Below are 20,741 nucleotides of genomic sequence, written 5' to 3' on the forward strand. Positions count from 1 at the left end.
CCTGTGTACGCCTTGCCCAGACGGCGCGGGTGGGGGACGCTCGAAGGGTGACTGAGGAAACGATCCAACTGGAACTGGACGACTCGGGTCTCGCGCCGGGCCTCCCGGCGCCGGCACACCCCCGCGATCAGGTGCAGGATGTCCCCTATCGCCCCGTCGAGTTCCGTGACGACGATCTCCCCGCGGCTCTGGAGCGCTGCGCCAAGTGGCTGCGTCAGGCACAGGAGTGGCTCGGCGAGCCGCTCGACGTGCTGGCCATCCACCTCGACTACGACGACCGTCAGGGTTCGCCGTACTACGACGTGAAGCTCCTGTGCAACGAAGAGGACCTAGCGGGCGTCCCGATCGCCATTCGCAACAAGAAGTAAGCAGGTTGAAGCGCCGTCAGGGCCGCCGAAAGGCGGCCCTGACGGTTTCGTGCGTTCTCAGCCCAGCGTGCCGCCGACCTTGACGTGCCCCTTGAGCAGGTTGCGCGCGATGGTCCGGCGCTGGATCTCGTCGGTGCCTTCGTAGATGCGCAGCAGCCGCAGCTCGCGGTACCACCGCTCGACCGGCAGCTCCCGCGTGTAGCCCATCCCGCCGTGGATCTGCAGGACGCGGTCGACGATCTCGTTGGCCTTCTGGCCGCCGTACAGCTTGGCCATCGACTGCGCGTGCCGCGAATCGAGGCCCTGGTCGACCTGCCAGGCGGCGTGCAGCACCAGCCACCGCAGCGCTTCCAGCTCGACCCCGGAGTCGGCGATCATCCACTGGATGGCCTGCCGCTCGGCAATCTTCTGCCCGAACGTCTCGCGCGTGTTGGCGTGCTCGATGGCCATCGAGATCAGCCGCTCGCACGAGCCGATCGCGCGGGCGGGCAGCAGGTAGCGGCCCTGGCCGATCCACTGCATGGCGAGCTCGAAGCCGCGCCCCTCCTCGCCGAGGATCTGCGTTTCCGGGACGCGGACGTCCTGGAAGATCAGCGACGCCGGGCCCCACTCGCCCATGGTGTCGATGTATTCGGACTTCCAGCCGGCCTCGCGGTCGACGAGGAAGCAGGTGACACCGCCGTTCGCGCCCTTCTCGGGGTCGGTGATGGCGAAGACCATGGTGAAGTCGGCCTCGTTGCCGCCGGTGATGAAGGTCTTCTCGCCGTTGATGATCCAGTCGCTGCCGTCCTTGCGGGCGGTGGTCCGGATGGCCTTGGCGTCCGACCCGGCGCCCGGCTCGGTGATCGCGAAGCACGACTTGCGCTCGCCCGAGATGGTCGGCAGCAGGTAGGTCTGCTTCTGCTCTTCGTTGGCGTGGAACAGGATGTTGTCGGCGGCACCCCCGAAGCGGAACGGCACGAAGGTGCGGCCGAGCTCGGCTTCCAGCAGCGCGGCCATCACGGCGGACAGGCCCATGCCGCCGTACTCCTCGGGCGTGAGGACACCCCAGAAGCCGGACTCCTTCGCCTTGAGCTGGAGGTCCTTGAGCTCCTCGCCGGTGAGGCCGGGCTGGTGGGCGCGCTCGCGCCGGAGGACTTCCTGCTCGAGCGGGACCAGCTCCCGCTGGACGAACGTGCGGACCCAGTCGCGCACTTCCCGTTCTTCGGTGCTGAGTGAAAAGTCCATGGGGTGGCTGCTCCTCCGACACTGGCTAAGCGCTTGCTTACTCCCATAGTGCGGCACGCGCCACCCGGGCGCAAGGACGGCGGGACCCACCGGGGCAGCCGGAGCAGCCCGGGAGGCGGCATCCGGGGGCAGGACGGGCGGCCACGGACGGGCTTACCGTGTCCGCGTGACGAAGGCGACGCGCACCGGCGAGCAGGAGCCGCGCGCTGCCGCCCGGGCGATGCCCACGCCGGCGTTCGCCGCACGCTCCGACCCGCGGGGCGCGCTGACCGCGGGCTCCGCCCTCGCCCTGCAGCGCCAGGCGGGCAACCACGCGCTGACCGGGCTCCTGGTGCAGCGCCAGAGCGCACCCGCCCGGGCCGCCGGCCGCCGCGTCACGACCCCGTTCGGCCGGTTCGTGGTCGTCGATCGCGACGCACGGGGTGACGACCGGATCACCCGCGCCGAGCTCGACGCGGCCACGCGGACGTGGTCCGCGATCACCTCCGGCCAGTCGCCGCTGACCATCTCGGACACCCAGACCTTCGGCCGCACCTACCCCGGCTTCCGCGAACGCGTCCTCGCCGCGCTCGCCGCCCTGATGTCCCGCCGCCACGGCCGCCGGCTGGTCGTCGAGCTGGCCGCCGGATCGCACCGGGTGCGGATCGAGCCGTCCGAGGCCGTCGCCCTGCTGCAGGACGGCGGCGAAACCCAGGCTCTCGACCAGGCCGGCGCGCACGATCCGCACACCGGCTCCGACGTGGTGATCAGGCTCGACCCGGCGTGGAGCGCGGTCCACGTCCTGGATGCGCACGGCGCGGCGCTGACCGTCCCCGACGTCGTGCGCGTCGGCCACGAACTGATCCACGCCCGCCACGACACCGCGGGTACGAACGCGAGCACCCGGCCCGCCGCCGATCCCGCCTACGACAACCGCGAGGAGGAGAACACCATCGAGACCGGGGACCTCACCGAGAACCAGCTGCGCGAGGAACACCACGTCGGCGCCCGGCCCGGGCAACCGGCACCGCGGCGCCACGGCCACCACGGCTACGGCCGGTCCCTCGACCCGCTGCCGAGCCTCCCGTCCGTGCCGCGCCGGCTGTGACACCCCTGTCCTGGGCCCGATCCCGTGACAACGGCCGCCGGGCCCGGAAGGATCGGAGGGGTGATGGAGATCGAGGTCCGCTGGTCGTCGCCGTTGCCCGCCGAAGATCGCTTCCTGCGCCTGCTCGACGACGTCGAGCAGGGGCGGTTCGAGGCGTACCGGCAGGAGGCGGACAAGCGGCGGTTCCTCACCGGCCGCGTCCTGGCGAAGACGGTCGCGGCCGAGCGGCTCGGCCTGGCCATCGAGACGGTGGAGTTCGACGCGACCTGCGAAGACTGCGGCAAGCCCCACGGGCGGCCCCGGATCCCGGGCGCGGACCTGACGCTGTCGATCTCCCATTCGGGCGACCTGATCGGCATCGCGGCGACGCCCTCGGTCCCGGTGGGCCTCGACGTCGAGACGGCCACCCGCCGAGCGGACGACGGCCTGATCGAGTACGCGCTGAGCCCCGCGGAGGCCGAGCACCTGGCCGGCCTCGACGGGACCGCGAAGGCGGCGGCGTTCTTCGTCTACTGGACCCGCAAGGAGGCGGTGATGAAGGCCACCGGCAAGGGCCTGCGCATCCCGCTGCAGAGCATCACGTTCTCGCGTTACGACGAGCCGGCCAGCCTGGTCGCCTCGGGCGACCCGGCCCTGGACCCGGCGACGACCCGCCTGGTCGACCTGAAGGCCACCGACGGGTACCGGGCGGCCATCGCGGTGCTGACCACCGAGGAGCTGTCGGTCACCGAGGAACACTGGGTCCCGTAGCTCCGCCCGGGCTCAGACCGGCAGGTCCGCCAGCCCCATCGCCGTCAGGAGCGTCCGGAACTTCGCCGTCGTCTCGTCCAGCTCCGAGCGCGGGTCCGAGGCCGCGACGATCCCGCCGCCCGCGTACAGCCGCATCGAGGTCGAGGCGATCTCCGCACAGCGGATCGCCACCGCCCACTCGCCGTCGCCCGCCGCGTCGACCCAGCCGACCGCGCCCGCGTAGTAGTCGCGGTCGAACGGCTCCAGCTCCTGGACCAGCTCGCGCGCGCCCTCCGTCGGGGTGCCGCAGATCGCCGGGGTCGGGTGGAGGGCCGCCGCGAGGTCCAGCGCCGTGATGTCCGGGTCCGCCAGCTCGCCGGTGATCGGGGTGCGCAGGTGCCAGATCGCCGGCGTGGTCACCAGCTCCGGGCCGGCCGGGACGTCCAGGGTCCGGCAGAACGGCCGCAGCGCCTCGACCAGGTAGTCGATCACCACCGCGTGCTCGAGCTGGTCCTTCCGGGACGTCCGCAGCGCCTCGCCGTTGGCCCGATCGACAACCGGGTCCGCCGAGCGCGGCATCGACCCCGCGTGCGGCGACGAGAACACCGTCCGGCCGGTGCGACGCAGCAGCAGCTCCGGCGTCGCCCCCACGAGTGACCGGCCGCCCGGCAGCTCGGCCGCATACGTGAAGTGGCGGGGATTGCCCACGGCCAGGTTCCGCACGATGCTCTCGGCGGGCACCGGCGCGGAGAACTCGAGGTCCAGGGCCCGAGCCAGGACGGCTTTGCGCAGGTCACGGTCCTCAAGAGCGGAAACGGCGGCACGCACGGCCGCCATGTGCGACGCCGGAGACGGCACCGCACGGACCCGCACGGGTGCCGGCAGGGCCTCTCGCGGCAGTGAAGGCGCCCCCGAGGACCGGTGGACGGTCCGGGGCACCACGAGGTGGCCCGGCACCTTCGTGTCGGGCCCGGTGTCGAACGGCAGGACGCCGACGGCCAGCGGGGCACCCGTCTCGGCCAGGACACCGGGGATCGCCGAGGCGAGCCGCCGCGGGTCCGTCTCGGTGACCGTGCGGATCGTGCCCTGCGCGAGGAGTGCGCGCGCGGCCGTCGTGAACAGGAAGTCGCCTCGCTGGTAGCGGGCGGCGAGGTCAGCCGGGGTCACCGGATCAGGAGAACTCACAAGACCAGCCTCCCAGGCGACGGGAGATCCGCGAGGGAAGTGTCGCCAGCGACACTCCCCTCGCGGTCAGCTCCTGGTGACGAGCTACTTGAGCGCGTCGATGAGCGCCTCGCGCTGGCGCTCGCCCAGGCCGGCCGCACGCCGGTCCGGGTCGATGCCGGCCTGCTCGAGCAGGGCGGCGACCTTCACCGCGCCGAGGCCGGGGACGGCCTTCAGCAGCTGGGTGACCTTCGTCTTCCCGATGGTCTTGTTCTCCTTGGCCTGCTTGAGCACCTTTTCGATGCTCTCCTTGCCGGACTTGATCGACGCGAGCAGCTCCGAACGCGCCTTGCGAGCCTCGGCGGCCTTGGCCAGGGCCTCGGCGCGCTGCTCCGGAGTCAACGTAGGCAGAGCCAACGTAGTGTCCTTTCCTCTCAGGTCTCCGCTTTCGCGGCCGACAGCTTTTGTGAGTGCTTGCTCCTGCAAGCGCTGCTCAGCCGTCTCTTGCCACGGGCCCAGTAAACGCCACCCGCTTCCTGGCCGTGCAACCGACACGCACTTATTACCCCCGGAGGTGATACCGGGCAACCCGCTCCGGCCTGCGGAAACGCTCCCAAGAAGCGCTTCACGTGGCCCTTCTCACCCGGAAGTGGAGCCTCCGTTACCCGCTGTTCTCGTGCACATTTCCTTGCACATAAGGAAAAGCCGAAAAAGAGATGATCTTGATCATCGTCCGGTCGTCGCCCGATCGCGCGACGACCGTGACCGAACGGAGCCGTTGTTGACCATGCCCGCTTCACCCGATCCGCACTAGAGTCGGCGCAACCCCAGTTCACCGGCGAGCGACCCCCGGGAGCGACCATGTTGAGCACCATGCAGGACGGCCAGCTGTCGCTGGCGAACCTGCTCCGTCACGGCACGTCGGTGCACTCGGCGAGCGAAGTCATCACCTGGACCGGTTCAGAAGCCCGCCGCGAGACCTACGGCGACCTCGGCAGGCACGCCGCCCGGCTCGCGAACGCGCTCCGGGGCCTCGGCGTGACAGGCGACCAGCGCGTCGGCACGTTCATGTGGAACAACGCCGAGCACATGGCCGCCTACCTGGCCGTTCCGGCCATGGGCGCCGTGCTGCACACGCTGAACATCCGGCTGTTCCCGGAGCAGCTCGTGTTCGTCGCCAACCACGCCGAGGACCACGTCGTCATCGTCGACGGCACCCTCGTCCCCCTGCTGGCCAAGCAGCTGCCGCAGTTCAAGACGGTCCGGCACGTCATCGTGGCCAACGGCGACGCCGCGTCCCTCGAAGCCCCCGACGGCGTCGAGGTGCACTCCTACGCCGAGCTGCTGGCCGCCCAGCCGGACACCTTCGACTGGCCGGACGTGGACGAGCGCTCGGCCGCCGCGATGTGTTACACGTCGGGCACCACCGGTGACCCCAAGGGCGTCGCCTATTCACACCGGTCGATCTGGCTGCACTCGATGCAGGTCTGCATGAGCGACAGCATGAACCTCGCGCAGAGCGACAAAGCGCTGGCCATCGTGCCGATGTTCCACGCGATGGCGTGGGGCCTGCCGTACGCGGCGCTCATGGTCGGTGCGTCGCTGCTGATGCCGGACCGGTTCCTCCAGCCGGCGCCGATCTCGGCGATGCTGGCCGCCGAGAAGCCGACCTTCGCCGGCGCGGTCCCGACCGTCTGGCAGGGCCTGCTCGCCCACCTCGAAGCCCACCCGCAGGACATCTCGCACCTGCGCGAGGTCGTCGTCGGCGGGTCCGCGGTGCCGCCGTCGCTGATGCACGCCTTCCAGGAGCGGCACCACGTGTCGATCCTGCACGCCTGGGGCATGACCGAGACGTCGCCGCTGGGCAGCGTCGCCCGGCCGCCGGCGTCGGCGACCGGCGACGACATCTGGAAGTACCGCTACACGCAGGGCCGCTTCCCGGCGTCGGTGCGCGCGCGGCTGATCGACGACGACGGCGCGGTGCTGCCCTGGGACGACGACGCCGTCGGCGAGCTCGAGGTCCAGGGCCCTTGGATCGCGGCTTCGTACTACGGCGGCACGGAAGTCGACCCGGACAAGTTCCACGACGGCTGGCTGCGCACCGGCGACGTCGGCAGGATCAGCGCCGACGGCTACCTGACGCTGACCGACCGCGCCAAGGACGTCATCAAGTCCGGCGGCGAGTGGATCTCCTCGGTCGACCTGGAGAACCAGGTGATGGGCCACCCCGCGGTGGCCGAGGCCGCGGTCGTCGGCATCCCGGACGAGAAGTGGGACGAGCGGCCGCTGGTCGCCGTCGTGCTCAAGGAAGGCCAGAGCGTCACGCCGGAAGAGCTGCGCGACTACCTCAGCGACAAGGTCGCGAAGTGGCAGTTGCCGGAGAACTGGACGTTCGTGGACGAAGTGCCCAAGACCAGCGTCGGCAAGTTCGACAAGAAGCGGATCCGCGCGTCCTACTCCGAGGGAAAGCTCGACATCGCACAGCTCTAACGGGTAAATCTCCGGCGAGTCTCATGCCTCTGGCGGTCACCATAGGGGACCCTGACCCCCCTATGGTGGCCTTCGGAGCACGTCGGAGGAGTTCTGGGGATGCAGCGGAACAGGCGGAATTTCCTCGCACTGGCGGGAATGGGCGCGCTGGCGACGGCCTGCGGGTCGAACACCGGGCGGCAGGGTGACCCGCCGCCCTCGACGGCGTACTCGGCGGGCCCGCCGCCGTCCCAGGCTTCGAAGGTCGCGCTCCAGCAGTGGTACCACGCGTACGGCGAGGAAGGCGTCCAGGACGCCGTCAAGCGGTACGCGGCGAGCTACCCCGGCGCCGCCGTCACCGTGCAGTGGAACCCCGGCGACTACGACTCGAAGATCGTCACCGCGCTGCAGAACAGCAAGGTGCCGGACGTCTTCGAGGCGCAAGTCAAGATCGACTGGGTGCGGCAGAAGCAGGTCGTCCCGCTCGACGACGTCATCGGGCCGGTCAAGGACGACTTCAGCCCGGCCGTGCTGGCCGCGCAGACCGTCGACGGCCGGGTCTACGGCATCCCGCAGGCCACCGACACGCAGGTGCTCTTCTACCGCAAGAGCCTGCTGCAGGCCGCGGGGGTGCAGCCGCCGCAGACGGTCGACGAGCTCATCGACGCCGCCGGGAAGCTCACGAAGGACGGCGTCAAGGGCTTCTTCGCGGGCAACGACGGCGGCGTCGGCGTGCTCACCGGCCCGCTGCTGTGGTCCGCGGGGCTCGACTTCCTGAAGAACGGCAACCGCGAGGTCGGCTTCGACGACCCGCGCGCGGCGACCGCGCTGGCGAAGCTGCACACGCTGAACGCCAACGGTTCCCTGCTGCTCGGCGCGCCGGCGGACTGGTCGGACCCGGGCGCGTTCGTCGACGGCCTGACCGCGATGCAGTGGACCGGCCTGTGGAACGTGCCGAAGATCCGCCAGGCGTTCGACGACGACTTCGGCGTCCTGCCCTTCCCGAAGCTGGACGGCAGCGGCGCGCCGTCGGTCCCGGTCGGCGCGTACGGCGCGATGGTGAACGCCAAGAGCGCGCACGTCACCGAGGCGAAGGCGTTCGTGAAGTGGCTGTGGATCGACCAGACGCAGGACCAGCTGGAGTTCGCGACGAAGTTCGGCTTCCACGTGCCGGCCCGCCAGAGCCTGATCGGCCGCGCGGACAACCTCAAGTCCGGCCCGGCCGCCGACGCGGCCCGGTTCGTCAAGGAGAACAGCCACCTCGTCGGCGGCCCGGTGTGGACGCAGCAGTCGAACACGGCGCTGTCCGACGCGGTCGCGAAAATCGCCAAGGAGGGCGCGGACCCGACGGCCCAGGTGAAAACCGCGGTCGAGGTGGCGAAGGCCGAGCTGAAGCGCCTCTTCGAATGAAGCGGCGCGATGCGCGCGCGTTCTGGCTGTTCGTCGGGCCGTTCCTGATCGGGTTGGCGATCTTCGCGTACCTGCCGATCGGCTGGAGCGCGTACCTCTCGTTCTTCGACGCGCGCAACACGGTGACGCCGACCGAGTTCGTCGGGCTGGACAACTACGGGCACATGCTCACCGACGAGCCGTTCCTGTCGAGCCTGGGGACGTTCAGCGTGTTCGCGGTGTTCATCGTGCCGCTGACGTTCGTGTTGTCGCTGGCCCTCGCGCTCGGCGTCAACCAGCTGCGGTTCGCGCGGGCGTTCTTCCGGTCGGTGTTCTTCCTGCCGTTCGCGTGCTCGTACGTGGTGGCGTCGCTGATCTGGAAGACGTCGCTGTTCTCGGGGGTCCGGTACGGCCTCGCGAACACCGTGCTCGGCCTGTTCGGCGCCGACCCGGTGGCCTGGACCGGAACGGTCGACCCGCCGCTGTACTGGGTGGTGCTGGTGACCGCGCGGCTGTGGCTGCAGCTGGGCTTCTACATGATCCTGTTCATCGCCGCGCTGCAACGCATCCCGGCCCAGCTGTACGAGGCGGCGTGGCTCGACGGCGCCAAACCGGGCTGGCAGGTGTTCCGGTACATCACCCTGCCGCAGCTGCGCGCGACGGCGGTGGCGGTGCTGCTGCTGAACTTGATCAATGCCTACCAGGCGTTCGACGAGTTCTACAACATCATGGGCGACGCCCGCGGCTACCCGCCGTTCGCCCGGCCGCCGCTGGTCTACCTGTACTACACGTCCCTGGGGTCAGGCGGCCAGGACCTCGGCCGCGGCAGTGCCGGCGCGGTGATCCTGGCGCTGATCATCGCCCTGGTGACGCTGTTGCAGGGCCGGGTGCTGCGGTTCGGGCGTGCCTCATGAGGGCGTTCCTGCGGTGGATTTGCCTGGTGGTGGCGGCGGTGTTGTTCCTGCTGCCGTTCTACCTGCTGCTGCGCAACGGCCTGGCTTCGCGATCGGATATCACTTCTCCACAGTGGACGTTCTTCCCGTCCACAGTGCACTGGGAGAACTTCTCGCGGCTGTTCTCGCTGTCGGACGTCCCGTTCGCCCGCAGCCTGCTGAACTCGGCGCTGGTCGCGACCCTGCAGACGGTCGGCCTGCTGGTGATCTGTTCGCTGGCCGGTTACGGGCTGGCGCGGATCCCGTACCGGCACGCCAAGATCGTGTTCTACGCGGTGCTGGCGACGCTGATGATCCCGACGTCGGTGACGTTCGTGCCGAGCTTCGTGGTCGTCTCGTCGCTGGGCTGGCTGTCGGACTTCCGCGGCCTGGTGATCCCCGGGCTGTTCAGCGCGTTCAGCGTCTTCCTGTTCCGGCAGTACTTCCTGGACTTCCCCCGTGAGCTGGAGGAGGCCGGCCGGGTGGACGGCCTGTCCCGCTGGGGCGTGTTCTGGCGGATCGTCGTACCCAATTCGAAGGGCTTCTTCGCGGCGATCGCGGTGATCACGGTGATCGGCAGCTGGAACGCGTTCCTGTGGCCGCTGATCATCGCGCAATCACCGGATTCGTGGACGGTTCAGGTGGCGCTGTCGGGGCTGCTGACGGCCCAGAACCCGCAGCTGAACCTGCTGTTCCTGGCGGCCGCGGTGTCGATCCTGCCGATCGTGCTGCTGTTCGCGTTCCTGCAGCGGTACCTGGTGCGCGGCGTGGCGGAGTCCGGTTTGAAGGGCTGAAGCGGGTCCGCCGAAATGACCACGACCTTCGGCGGTACAGCCATCCCGACACCTGTGACAAGGTAGCTCGAAATGTCACGTTCACCGTCCGGTCACCGGCGTCCGGCACGGTGCCGGTCAACCGAGAAGACTGGGGAGCGAACTCATGGCCGAACTCACCCGGCGCACCTTCACCACCGCGGGCGCCGCCGGTGTCGGGCTGCTGCTCTGCACGCCTGCCGCGAACGCCCTCGACCGCGCCCTGCGGCTCACCAGCACGCGCTCGGTCAGCACCGCCGGCACCACGCTCGAGCAGGTCGCCACCGGCGGCGGCACCAGCACCTACTCGCGCCTCTCCGCGGGCCCCGGGTGGCCGCTGGTCGTCCGGAGCGATCTCGCCACCGCGAAGAGCGGGCGCGACGACCGGCGCCGGGCGCTGTCCGCCTTCGTCCAGTTCACCGACCTGCACATCACCGACGCCGAGAGCCCCGCGCGGTTCGAGTACCTGCACCCCTTCATCGGCTCGGCGCACCGGCCGCAGGAGGCGCTCGGCACCGTCGCCACCAGCGCGCTCGTCGAGCGCGTCAACAGCGTGCGGCAGGGGCCGTTCACCGGGCGGCCGTTCGACCTGATGGTCACCACCGGCGACAACACCGACAACCACGAGCTGATCGAGCTCGACTGGTTCCTCAAGGTCCTCAACGGCGGCACGGTCACCCCGAACTCCGGCGACAAGAACGCCTACGAAGGCGTCCAGAGCTCCGGCAACGACGAGTACTGGAACCCCTCGATCCCCGGTGTGGGCGACAACTACTCGGCGAAGGGCTTCCCGCAGCTGCCCGGCCTGCTCGAAGCCGGCCTGCGGACCTTCACCGCGCCCGGCCTCGACGTCCCGTGGTTCTGCACCTTCGGCAACCACGACGACAGCATCGTCGGCTCGCTGCCGGCGCAGATCCCCGGGATCGACGCCTGGTACACCGGGAAGTACAAGGTGATCGGCAAGGACGAGACCACCTCCAAGAAGCTCGCCGACGCCATCAAGAAGGGCTCCGGCGTGCCGGTCGCGGAGCTGTTCGGCGGCAGCGGCACCATCCGCGAGGTGACGCCGGACGCGCGGCGCCGTCCGTTCAGCACCGGCGAGTTCGTCCGAGCCCACCTCGACAGCGCCAACACCGGCCCCGGCCCGGTCGGGCACGGCTTCACCAGCGCCAACGCCGACGGCCAGAACGTCTACTACACCTTCCGGATCGCGCCCGGCATCACCGGGATCAGCCTCGACACCACCACCGACGCCGGGTTCGCCGACGGGTCGATCGGGCTCGCGCAGTACTCCTGGGTCGAGTCGACGCTCAAGCGCAACAGCTCGACCTACTACGACTTCTTCGGCCGCAAGGTCACCCACTCCGTCACCGACGAGCTGTTCCTGCTGTTCAGCCACCACACCAGCGGCTCGATGGGCAACCTGCTGCCGGATTCGCGCCACCTGCTCGACCCGCGGCTGGACGGCAACGCCTTCGTCGCGCTGCTCAAGCGGTTCCCGAACATGCTGGCCTGGGTGAACGGCCACACGCACCTCAACAAGATCACGCCGCACGCCGGGAACACGCCGCAGCAGGGCTTCTGGGAGATCAACACGGCGTCGCACGTCGACTTCCCGCAGCACGCGCGGATCGTCGAGGTCGCGGACAACGCCGACGGCACGTTGTCGCTGTTCACGACGCTGATCGAGGCCGAAGCGCCGTACGCCGTGGACTACGACGCCCGGACGCCGCAAGCGCTTGCGTCGCTGTACCGCGAGCTGTCCTACAACGACATCCACACCGACCTGGGCCGCGTCGGCGCGGCCGAAGACCACAACACGGAGCTGCTGCTCGTCAACCCGCTGAGCTGAGGTGCGGCACAGTGGTCGCATGACCGATCTTGAAGGCACGCAGCTCTTCCACCGCTCCATGCCGTTTTCCGAACGCCTCGGCGTGGAGGTGCTGGAGCACGGGCGGGAGCTCGTCCGCAGCCGGCTGAAGTGGGACGAGAGCCTCTGCACGCTCGGCGGCGCGCTGCACGGGGGCGCGCTCATGGCGCTGGCCGACTCGACCGGCGCCGTGTGCGCGTTCCTCAACCTGCCCGAGGGCGGGCAGGGCACCACGACCGTCGAATCGAAGACGAACTTCCTGCGTGCCGTGCGTTCGGGCTACGCCGTTGCGTCGTCCAGACCATTGCACGCGGGCCGCAAGTTCGTCGTGGTGGAGACCGAAATCCACGACGATGACGGCAAGCTGGTCGCGAAAGTGACACAGACGCAGGCCGTCCTGTAGGTACCTGTTTACAGACCCGGCCGGAACGGCGAAAATCCCTGGCAACTGGGTGGGTCTATCAGGGAGCCGCGATGCGCGCACGTGAGTTGTTCACCTTATTGTCAGTGGTCGTGTTATCTGCCGTAACCACGCAAGTCGCCGAGGCCACGCCCGTCCGGCCGCACGACGACGAGGCGATCGACTACCACGAGTGGACCGGCGGCCGCTTCCACGAAGGCGGCTTCGCCGGGGTCGCGCTCACCCGGGACGGCCTGCGCATCACGCACCCGGCCGGCACGGTCCAGCACACCGAGCCGGAACTCGGCACGACCAGGACGTACGAGTACGGCCAGTGGACGTCGCCGGAGTACCGGCAGGGTTTCGGCGCGACGCAGCTGGTCGCGTCCTGGAACGCGAAGACGCCCGCGAAGACCTGGCTGCAGGTCGAGGCGCAGGGCCGGACGTCGGCGGGCGCCGAAACGGCGTGGTACGTGATGGGCCGGTGGGCCAGCGGCGACGCCGACGTCCTGCGCACCAGCGTCGACGGCCAGGACGACGCGAACGCGCTGGTCGACGTGGACACGCTGGTGATGAAGACCGGCGTGACGCTGAAGTCCTACCACCTGCGGGTCAGCCTCTACCGCGAAGCCGGGTCGGGCGCGACGCCGTCGGTGAGCCTGCTGGGCGCGATGACCTCGGCCGTCCCGGACCGCTTCGAGGTCCAGCCGACGAAGCCCGGGCGCGCCACCGGGATCGAGCTGAAGGTGCCCGCCTACGCGCAGAACCTCCACAAAGGACAGTTCCCGGAGTACGGCGGGGGCGGCGAGGCCTGGTGCAGCCCGACGTCGACCGAGATGGTGGCCGAGTACTGGGGCAAGAAGCCGTCGGCGGCGGAGATGTCGTGGATCCCGGCGGACTACGTCGACCCGCAGGTGGCCTTCGCCGCGCGCTACACCTACGACCACGCCTACGACGGCACCGGCAACTGGCCGTTCAACACGGCGTACGCGGCTTCGCGCGGGCTGCGCGGCCACATCACGCGGCTGCACTCCCTGAACGAGCTGGAGAACTACATCGCGCGGGGCATCCCGGTGATCACGTCGCAGTCGTTCCTGTCGTCGGAACTCGACGGCGCCGGCTACGGCACGTCGGGGCACATCATGGTCGTCGTCGGCTTCACGAAGGACGGCGACGTGATCGCGAACGACCCGGCGTCGAGCAGCAACGACCGCGTCCGAAACATCTACCAGCGCGATCAGTTCGAGAAGATCTGGCAGCGGACGAAGCGGTACCGCGCGGACGGCACCGTGGCGAGCGGCCCGGGCGGCGTCGCGTACATCATCACGCCGGCATGACCACCGGCCGGGTCCGGCGGGGCGCCTTCCCGGCGCCCCGCCGGGCTCACCAGGTCTTGCCGGCCTGCTCCCGGATCGCCCGGTTGATCCGGTTGAAGAAGCCGGTGAGCGCGATGTGCGTGACGATCGCGGACAGCTGCGTCTCGTCGAAGTGCCCGGCGGCGGCCGCCCAGATCTCGTCGGTCACGCCGGGCTGGCCGTCTTCGATCCGCGTGGCGGCCTCGGTGAGCGCGAGCGCGGCCCGTTCCGGCTCGGTGAAGAACGGCGTTTCGCGCCAGGTGACGACGCTGTGCAGGCGGTCGTCGGTCTCGCCCTGCCGCTTCGCCGACCGGACGCCGGCGTAGGTGCAGGGGGCGCAGCCGTTGATCTGGCTGGCCCGCAGGTGGACCAGCTCGAGCAGCAGCGGATCGGCCCCGGCGCGGTGCACTGATTTGTAGAGCTGCTGGACCGCGCCGGTCACGTCGGGATCGCTCTGGGTCGTCAGCCGTGGTTCCATCGGTTCCTCCATCGGTTACCTGTGCCCCTCCGGGCCCGTCATGTCCACGACGGAGCGGAAGCGAGGAAGGTAACGACCATGTCCGACAGGTTGGCTTCGACGTTCGAAGCGCAGCGAGACCGCCTGCGCGCGGTGGCCCACCGCGTCCTCGGCTCCCACGCCGACGCCGAGGACGTGGTCCAGGAGGCCTGGTTGCGCCTGTCCCGCCAGGACGAGGCGACGATCGAGAACCTCGAGGGCTGGCTGACGACGGTGGTCGGCCGGATCAGCCTGGACGTGCTGCGGGCGCGCCGAGCGCGACCCGAGGGGCTGTACGAGGAGGTCGTCGTCACGGTGGCGGCCTCCCCGGAGGAGGACGCGGAGCTGGCCGACTCGGTGGGCCTGGCGCTGCTGGTGGTCCTGGAGTCCCTCGGCCCGAGCGAGCGGCTGGCGTTCGTGCTCCACGACCTGTTCGCGGTGCCGTTCGAGGAGATCGCCCGCATCCTGGGCAAGTCGACGGCGGCGGCCAAGATGCTGGCCAGCCGGGCCCGCCGCAAGGTCCGGACGCCCTCGCCCCCGACAGGGCCTTCCCAGCACGAGGTGGTCCAGGCATTCCTGACGGCAGCCCGCGACGGCGACTTCGAGCAGTTGCTGCGCGTACTGGACCCGGAGGTCCGCTTGACGGTGGACACCCCGGACGGAGTGGTGGTGGTCCTGGGGGCGACGAACGTGGCAACGGGAGCCCGCTTCGGAGCGGCGGCAGGGGGCCGCGCGGTGTTGGTGGGCGGCTTGCCGGGCGTGGTGGCATGGCGCCCGGACGGAACGCCGCTGTCGGTGGTGGCATTCACGGTGACGGACGGCCGCATCACGAACATCGCGGCGGTGGCCGACCCGGCGAAGCTGGCGTCGATGGCGCTCCCGGAGCCGCCGGAAACTGTCGGTGGTGCCCGGTAAGCTGGATACCGGGGGCCGGAGGCCCACGCACGACCTGCACTGAGCCGCGGTTTCCGGCGCCGACCACCCGCGCGGCGGCCTTGCGCGACAGTGGCCACGCGGGCAGTAGCCGCCGCGCCGGGACTCCTACGCGGTAGAGGCCGCCCGCCATGCCGGGGCTGTTGCGCGGCAGTGTTCTTCCAGTGCAGCGTGGAGAGGCTGTCGTCCGGGAAGTCCAGCGCCGGGGGCGGCGGCGGGCCCAGCAGCGGGCGGGGCATGGTTTCAGCGGTTTGGCACGGGTCGCATGCGAGGTCGCCTGCCCGGGCGTGGCGGGCCGCTGCTGCGTGAGACGTCCCGGGCGCGCGGCTGCCTTACCAAAGCGATCGTCGAGTGGGCGGCGAGGCACCCCTTCGCCTGGGTCGCGGGCCACCACCCGGGCCCGGCCCTCCTGCTCACCGTCGACCACGCCACCGGCCTCACCGGCCAAGACCTCGCCGCCATCGCCGACCGGCGACGCACAGTTGCGTAACACGCAACATGTTGCGCAAAACCTCACTCATGCGGATGTCGCCATCTCCGCATGATCCGTGATTAGCTGCGGTCGACCAGCAGCGCAGCCGGAAGGTGGTTCGAATGCCGTACGAGGTCCAGGGGGTCGTTTCGCGGGCGAAGGGCGAGCCCGTCTCGCTGGAGACCGTCCTCGTGCCCGATCCCGGTCCCGGCGAAGCCGTCGTGAACGTCCAGGCCTGCGGGGTCTGCCACACCGACCTGCACTACCGCGAGGGCGGGATCAACGACGACTTCCCGTTCCTGCTCGGCCACGAGGCCGCCGGGGTCGTCGAGGCCGTCGGCGAGGGCGTCACCGATCTCGAGCCCGGCGACTACGTCATCCTCAACTGGCGCGCCGTCTGCGGCACCTGCCGGGCCTGCAAGCGCGGCAAGCCGTGGTACTGCTTCGCCACCTTCAACGCCACCCAGCCGATGACCCTGCAGGACGGCACCAAGCTGTCGCCCGCCCTCGGGGTCGGGGCCTTCCTCGAGAAGACGCTTGTCCACAGCGGACAGTGCACGAAGGTCGACCGGGCCGCCGAGCCCGCCGTCGCCGGGCTGCTCGGGTGCGGGGTGATGGCCGGGCTCGGTGCGGCCATCAACACCGGCGCCGTCACGCGCGGGGACTCGGTCGCCGTCATCGGGTGCGGCGGGGTCGGGGACGCCGCCATCGCCGGGGCGAAGCTGGCCGGGGCCACCACGATCGTCGCGATCGACATGGACGACCGGAAGCTCACCTGGGCGAAGGACTTCGGGGCCACCCACACGCTCAACAGCAAGGGCCTGTCCGAGGCGCAGGTCGTCGAGGCCATGCAGGACGCCACCAGCGGCTTCGGCCCCGACGTCGTGATCGACGCCGTCGGCCGTCCCGAGACCTGGCGGCAGGCCTTCTACGGGCGCGACCTGGCCGGCACGGTCGTCCTGGTCGGCGTGCCGACGCCGGAAATGCGGCTGAACGACCTGCCGTTGATCGACTTCTTCTCGCGCGGCGGCTCGCTCAAGTCCTCCTGGTACGGCGACTGCCTGCCCAGCCGCGACTTCCCGATGCTCGTCGACCTCTACTTGCAGGGCCGGCTGCCGCTCGACAAGTTCGTCACCGAGCGGATCGGCGTCGACGGCGTCGAGCAGGCCTTCGAGCGCATGCACCACGGCGACGTCCTGCGCAGCGTGGTGACCTTCTAAACCAGCTTCCCGGGGTTGAGGATCCCGGTCGGGTCCACGGCGGATTTCGCCGCGCGCAGCACCTCCACGCCCAGCGCGCCGATTTCCGCGTGGAGGTACGGCGCGTGGTCGACGCCGACGGCGTGGTGGTGCGAGATCGTGCCGAGCCCGGCGATCGCTTCGCACGCCGCGGCTTTCGCGCGCTGCCACTGCCCGACCGGGTCCGCTTCGTCGCGGGCCGTCAGCACCGTGAAGTACAGCGACGCCCCCGTTTCGTACGCGTGCGAAATGTGGCACATGACGATCGAGCGGCCCAGGGCCGCCGTCAGCGCCGCGCGGACGTCGTCGCGCAGCTCGTCCACATTGGACCAGTAGGCGGCGGTCTCCAGCGTCTCGACGCAGACACCCAGGTCCAGCAACGTGTCCCGCTGCCGGGGCCCGGAGAACCGGCCGTGCCGCCACGACTCGCCGAGCGCCTTGCCGACGCGCACGGCACCCGAAGCCTTCAGCCGCCGGGCCGTCTCCCGGCGCCGCAGCGCCACGTCGTGCGCGGTGCCTTCCCAGCCCACGATGAGGAAACACGGCCGGCGCACGCCCCGCACGGCCAGATAACGGCGCAGCGCCGCCGTCTTCAATCCTGCGTTCAGCGCGAGGGACACTTCGGTCTCGTCCACATCGGACAGCCGGGTGACGTCGGCGAGCGCGTGGTGCTGCGCGAGGTCCCGCACCGCTTCGGCGCCGGCCGCCCAGCCCGGCAGCGCATAACCCTCGTAGCGCCGGACCGCCGGCGCCGGCCGCACCCGCAGTGCCACCTCGGTGATCACGCCGAGCGTCCCCTCGCTGCCGATCGCCAGCTGGCGCAGGTCCGGCCCGGCCGCCGACGCCGGGGCGACGCCGAGCTTCCACGCGCCGCGCGGGGTGGCCAGCCGCACGCCGGTCACCATGTCCTCGAAGCGTCCGTAGCCCGACGACGCCTGGCCGGCCGAGCGCGTCGCCGCGAAGCCGCCGATCGTCGCGCGCTCGAACGACTGCGGGATGTGCCCGAGCGTCAGGCCGTGCCCGGCGAGCAGCCGCTCCGCCTCGGGGCCGCGGACGCCCGCCTGCAGGACGGCGATGCGCGACTCGGCGTCCACCGACACCAGCGCGTCGAGCCGGACGAGGTCCAGCGCGATCACCGACGTCTTCTCCCCGCTCAGCGCGGCGACCCCGCCGACCACCGACGTCCCGCCGCCGAAGGGCACGACGCCGATGTCGTGCTGCACGCAGACGTCGAGGACTTCCTGGACCTCGTCGGGGCCGGCCGGGAGCACGACGGCGTCGGGCACCGGGAAGTCCGCCGAAGGCGAACGGCGGCGCAGGAGGTCGAGGTAGGACAGCCCGGTCGCCCGCGCGAGCCGCGCCGGGTCGTCGACCTGCACGTTTTCCGCGCCGACGACCTTGGCCAGCGCCTCCTCGGCAGATTTCGCGAGTTTCGTCGACGGTATTTTTACCGGCAAGTCGTCGGTTGGGGCGGCATCGGGGGCCACCGGACCGATACGCTGTTCAAGCCACTTGGCCGCCCGCGCGGGCAGCGGGGCGGCGCCGGCGGCTTCCGCGGTCCAGGACCGGCGGAGGCGGTGGTCAATGAGAGCGTTCACGACTACAGTGTGACACATGGACGTAAAACGTCACACCACGCAGACGGCGGGTTCGTCCGCGCTCGCGGACACCCGCAACCGCCAAACGGCGACGCGAGTGGCCGATGACGTGCTGCTCGACGCCGCGCGCTCGTGCGTGCTGGCCGTCGGTGTGCGCCGCACCACACTCGCCGAGATCGCCCGCACCGCGCGCGTCAGCCGGATGACGGTCTACCGCCGGTTCCCCGACGTCCGCAGCGTGCTCGCGGCGCTGATGACCCGCGAGTTCAGCGGGCTGCTGCGCACGGCGAGCGAAAGCGGCGCCGACGCGGCGACCAGCCGCGACCGCCTGGTGCTCATCGCGGCGGCCGGCGTCCGCGCGCTGTCGACCGACCCGCTGTTCCGCACGCTGCTCGACGTCGACCCGGAGCTCGTCCTCCCGTACATCGTGGAGCGGCTCGGCGCGACGCAGAAGTTCGCCGAGCAGGCGCTGCACGGGCTCCTGGAGGCCGGCCACCGGGACGGCTCGATCCGGCGCGCGCCGGTCGCGGTGCAGTCGCGGTCGGTGCTGCTGGTGGTGCAGTCGTTCGCGTTTTCGCTGCGCCCGGCCACCGCGGACGTCGACGAGGCGGCGCTGATGGCGGAGTTCACCCACGTGCTCGACGCGGCACTGCGGCCATGACGTCCGGCTCGCTCAACGCGCGGCGCCGCGAACGCGAGCTCGCGCGGCTGGCGTCGGGCGAGCGCGTGGACATCGCGGTGGTCGGCGGCGGCGTCACCGGCACGGGCATCGCGCTGGACGCGGCTTCGCGCGGCCTGTCGGTGGCGCTCGTGGAGGCGCACGACCTGGCGTTCGGGACGTCCCGCTGGTCGTCGAAGCTGGTCCACGGCGGCCTGCGGTACCTGGCGCACGGCGAACTCGGGCTGGCGCACGAGAGCGCGGTGGAGCGCGGGATCCTGATGACGCGCACGGCCCCGCACCTGACGCGGGCGATGCCGCAGCTGTTCCCGTTGTACCCCAGCACCTCCCGGGCTCAGCAGGCTCTGGTCGCGGCGGGCCTGCGCGCGGGGGACGCGCTCCGCCGGGCGGCGCGCACGCCGTCGTCGGTGCTGCCCCGGCCTCGCTCGATTCCCGCCGCACTCGCCTTGTCCCTGGCTCCGGGGCTTTCTTCCCACGGCCTGCGCGGCGCACTGCTGGCCTACGACGGCGCTTTGGTCGACGACGCGCGGTTGGTGGTCACCCTCGCCCGCACGGCGGCGTCGTTCGGCGCCCGGATCCTGACCCGGCTCTCGGCCACTGCGGTTTCGGCGGACCGGGTCCAGGCGCGCGACGGCCTTTCGGGATCCACAGTGGACATCCACGCCCGGCAGGTGATCAACGCGACCGGGGTGTGGGCCGGAACGCTGACGGGCGCGGTGCGGCTGCGGCCCTCGCTCGGTTCGCACCTGGTGCTGGCGCCGGGGACGGTGCCGATGGGGACGACATCGGTGAACATCGGCGTGCCCGGCGAGACGAACCGGTTCGTCTTCCTGCTCCCGCAGCCGGACGGGCGGGTCTACTTGGGACTGACCGACGAACCCGTCGCCGGGCCGATTCCGTCCGTGCCGGCGGTTCCCGAGTCCGATGTGGACTTTCTGCTGTCGCTGGCTTCGTCCGTTCTGTCGCGGCCGCTCACGCGCGCCGACGTCGCCGGGTCCTACGCGGGGCTGCGGCCGCTGGTCGAGGGAACGGGCGGCCGGTCGGCGGACCTGTCCCGCAAGCACGCGGTCCTGGCCGGTTCCGACGGGCTGCTGACCGTGGTCGGCGGCAAGCTCACGACGTACCGCCGGATGGCCGAGGACGCCGTCGACGCGGCCGTCCGCCTGGCGGGCTTGCCGGTTTCGCCCTGCCACACCGCGCGCTTGCCGTTGCTGGGGGCGGCTCCGCGGCCCGAGTTGTCGTTTGTGGACGCCGCGCCGCGGCTGGTGGAGCGGTACGGCACCGAAGCACCCCGGGTGGCGGCGCTGGGCGAGCTGGACGCGGAGTTCGCGGCCCCGGTGGGCCCGGGAACGGAGATCACGGCGGCCGAGGTGGTGTGGGCGGTGCGGAACGAGGGAGCGCTGGACGTCGAGGACGTCCTGGAACGCCGGACGCGGCTGTCGCTGATCCCGTCGGACGCCGAAGCCGCGCGGGCACGGGTGGCGGAACTTGTCGACAAATCGCTAGCGGGGTTGACCTGAGCA

General features: G+C 70.8%; 20 protein-coding genes. 15 read left to right on the forward strand and 5 right to left on the reverse strand.

From position 1 onward, the window contains the following. The first annotated feature begins 47 nt into the window (after positions 1–47). Entirely contained in the window at positions 48–368 is a 321-nt protein-coding gene (locus ACWEVN_RS09610) for a hypothetical protein (protein ID WP_004561305.1), read from the forward strand. Between the two features lie 57 nt (positions 369–425). On the opposite strand, the gene ACWEVN_RS09615 is transcribed toward ACWEVN_RS09610, so the two are convergent. Continuing rightward, complete coding sequence (locus ACWEVN_RS09615) at positions 426–1,595, reverse strand: acyl-CoA dehydrogenase family protein (RefSeq protein WP_091318329.1); 1,170 nt, start codon at positions 1,593–1,595, stop codon at positions 426–428. A gap of 166 nt (positions 1,596–1,761) precedes the next feature. Between ACWEVN_RS09615 and ACWEVN_RS09620 the strand changes: the two genes are divergently transcribed. Next, the gene (locus ACWEVN_RS09620; protein WP_452050917.1) at positions 1,762–2,682 is read left to right on the forward strand and encodes a M91 family zinc metallopeptidase; all 921 of its coding nucleotides are present in this window, start codon (positions 1,762–1,764) and stop codon (positions 2,680–2,682) included. Positions 2,683–2,745: 63 nt separating this feature from the next. Then, positions 2,746–3,432, forward strand: coding sequence for a 4'-phosphopantetheinyl transferase family protein (locus ACWEVN_RS09625; RefSeq protein ID WP_452050918.1), 687 nt, complete (start codon positions 2,746–2,748; stop codon positions 3,430–3,432). Positions 3,433–3,444: 12 nt separating this feature from the next. On the opposite strand, the gene ACWEVN_RS09630 is transcribed toward ACWEVN_RS09625, so the two are convergent. Continuing rightward, positions 3,445–4,596 carry an isochorismate synthase gene (locus tag ACWEVN_RS09630; protein WP_452050919.1) on the reverse strand — a complete coding sequence of 384 codons (1,152 nt, stop codon included), beginning with the start codon at positions 4,594–4,596 and terminating at the stop codon, positions 3,445–3,447. 84 nt (positions 4,597–4,680) lie between these two features. Continuing rightward, entirely contained in the window at positions 4,681–4,992 is a 312-nt protein-coding gene (gene mihF, locus ACWEVN_RS09635; RefSeq protein ID WP_051767699.1) for an integration host factor, actinobacterial type, read from the reverse strand. Positions 4,993–5,436: 444 nt separating this feature from the next. Between mihF and ACWEVN_RS09640 the strand changes: the two genes are divergently transcribed. From ACWEVN_RS09640 to ACWEVN_RS09670, 7 genes are all read left to right on the forward strand, one after another. Then, a complete protein-coding gene (locus tag ACWEVN_RS09640; protein ID WP_449685814.1) occupies positions 5,437–7,065 on the forward strand; it encodes a long-chain fatty acid--CoA ligase in 1,629 nt (542 codons plus the stop codon). 99 nt (positions 7,066–7,164) lie between these two features. Beyond that, positions 7,165–8,454 carry an ABC transporter substrate-binding protein gene (locus ACWEVN_RS09645; RefSeq protein ID WP_452050920.1) on the forward strand — a complete coding sequence of 430 codons (1,290 nt, stop codon included), beginning with the start codon at positions 7,165–7,167 and terminating at the stop codon, positions 8,452–8,454. Continuing rightward, positions 8,451–9,347, forward strand: a complete 897-nt coding sequence (locus ACWEVN_RS09650) for a carbohydrate ABC transporter permease (protein ID WP_452050921.1) — start codon at positions 8,451–8,453, stop codon at positions 9,345–9,347. The genes ACWEVN_RS09645 and ACWEVN_RS09650 overlap by 4 nt, the downstream gene beginning before the upstream one ends. Beyond that, entirely contained in the window at positions 9,344–10,159 is an 816-nt protein-coding gene (locus ACWEVN_RS09655; RefSeq protein ID WP_449685817.1) for a carbohydrate ABC transporter permease, read from the forward strand. The genes ACWEVN_RS09650 and ACWEVN_RS09655 overlap by 4 nt, the downstream gene beginning before the upstream one ends. A 145-nt stretch (positions 10,160–10,304) precedes the next feature. Further along, entirely contained in the window at positions 10,305–12,029 is a 1,725-nt protein-coding gene (locus ACWEVN_RS09660) for a TIGR03767 family metallophosphoesterase (RefSeq protein WP_452050922.1), read from the forward strand. A 19-nt stretch (positions 12,030–12,048) separates the two neighbouring features. Then, a complete protein-coding gene (locus ACWEVN_RS09665) occupies positions 12,049–12,450 on the forward strand; it encodes a PaaI family thioesterase (protein WP_191306884.1) in 402 nt (133 codons plus the stop codon). 71 nt (positions 12,451–12,521) lie between these two features. After that, positions 12,522–13,784, forward strand: a complete 1,263-nt coding sequence (locus ACWEVN_RS09670) for a peptidase C39 family protein (protein ID WP_452050923.1) — start codon at positions 12,522–12,524, stop codon at positions 13,782–13,784. A 46-nt stretch (positions 13,785–13,830) separates the two neighbouring features. Here the strand turns inward: ACWEVN_RS09670 and ACWEVN_RS09675 are convergent, their stop codons facing one another. Beyond that, complete coding sequence (locus tag ACWEVN_RS09675) at positions 13,831–14,280, reverse strand: carboxymuconolactone decarboxylase family protein (RefSeq protein ID WP_452050924.1); 450 nt, start codon at positions 14,278–14,280, stop codon at positions 13,831–13,833. 78 nt (positions 14,281–14,358) lie between these two features. Between ACWEVN_RS09675 and ACWEVN_RS09680 the strand changes: the two genes are divergently transcribed. The 3 genes from ACWEVN_RS09680 to ACWEVN_RS09690 all read left to right on the forward strand — a co-directional run bounded on the left by ACWEVN_RS09680 (position 14,359) and on the right by ACWEVN_RS09690 (position 16,923). Beyond that, entirely contained in the window at positions 14,359–15,213 is an 855-nt protein-coding gene (locus ACWEVN_RS09680) for a sigma-70 family RNA polymerase sigma factor (RefSeq protein ID WP_452050925.1), read from the forward strand. A gap of 283 nt (positions 15,214–15,496) precedes the next feature. Beyond that, entirely contained in the window at positions 15,497–15,721 is a 225-nt protein-coding gene (locus ACWEVN_RS09685; protein WP_452050926.1) for a hypothetical protein, read from the forward strand. Positions 15,722–15,825: 104 nt separating this feature from the next. Continuing rightward, positions 15,826–16,923, forward strand: a complete 1,098-nt coding sequence (locus tag ACWEVN_RS09690; RefSeq protein WP_449685822.1) for an S-(hydroxymethyl)mycothiol dehydrogenase — start codon at positions 15,826–15,828, stop codon at positions 16,921–16,923. Here ACWEVN_RS09690 and ACWEVN_RS09695 read toward each other — a convergent pair. Next, the gene (locus ACWEVN_RS09695; protein WP_452050927.1) at positions 16,920–18,539 is read right to left on the reverse strand and encodes an FAD-binding oxidoreductase; all 1,620 of its coding nucleotides are present in this window, start codon (positions 18,537–18,539) and stop codon (positions 16,920–16,922) included. The genes ACWEVN_RS09690 and ACWEVN_RS09695 overlap by 4 nt on opposite strands. Positions 18,540–18,636: 97 nt before the next feature. Here ACWEVN_RS09695 and ACWEVN_RS09700 point away from each other — a divergent pair, with 97 nt between their 5' ends. Further along, positions 18,637–19,200, forward strand: a complete 564-nt coding sequence (locus tag ACWEVN_RS09700; protein WP_310969655.1) for a TetR/AcrR family transcriptional regulator — start codon at positions 18,637–18,639, stop codon at positions 19,198–19,200. After that, positions 19,197–20,738: a glycerol-3-phosphate dehydrogenase/oxidase gene (locus ACWEVN_RS09705; protein WP_452050928.1), complete on the forward strand. Its 1,542-nt coding sequence runs from the start codon at positions 19,197–19,199 to the stop codon at positions 20,736–20,738. The genes ACWEVN_RS09700 and ACWEVN_RS09705 overlap by 4 nt, the downstream gene beginning before the upstream one ends. The last annotated feature ends 3 nt before the right edge of the window (positions 20,739–20,741 follow it).

The organism is Amycolatopsis sp. NPDC003861, from assembly GCF_053605405.1.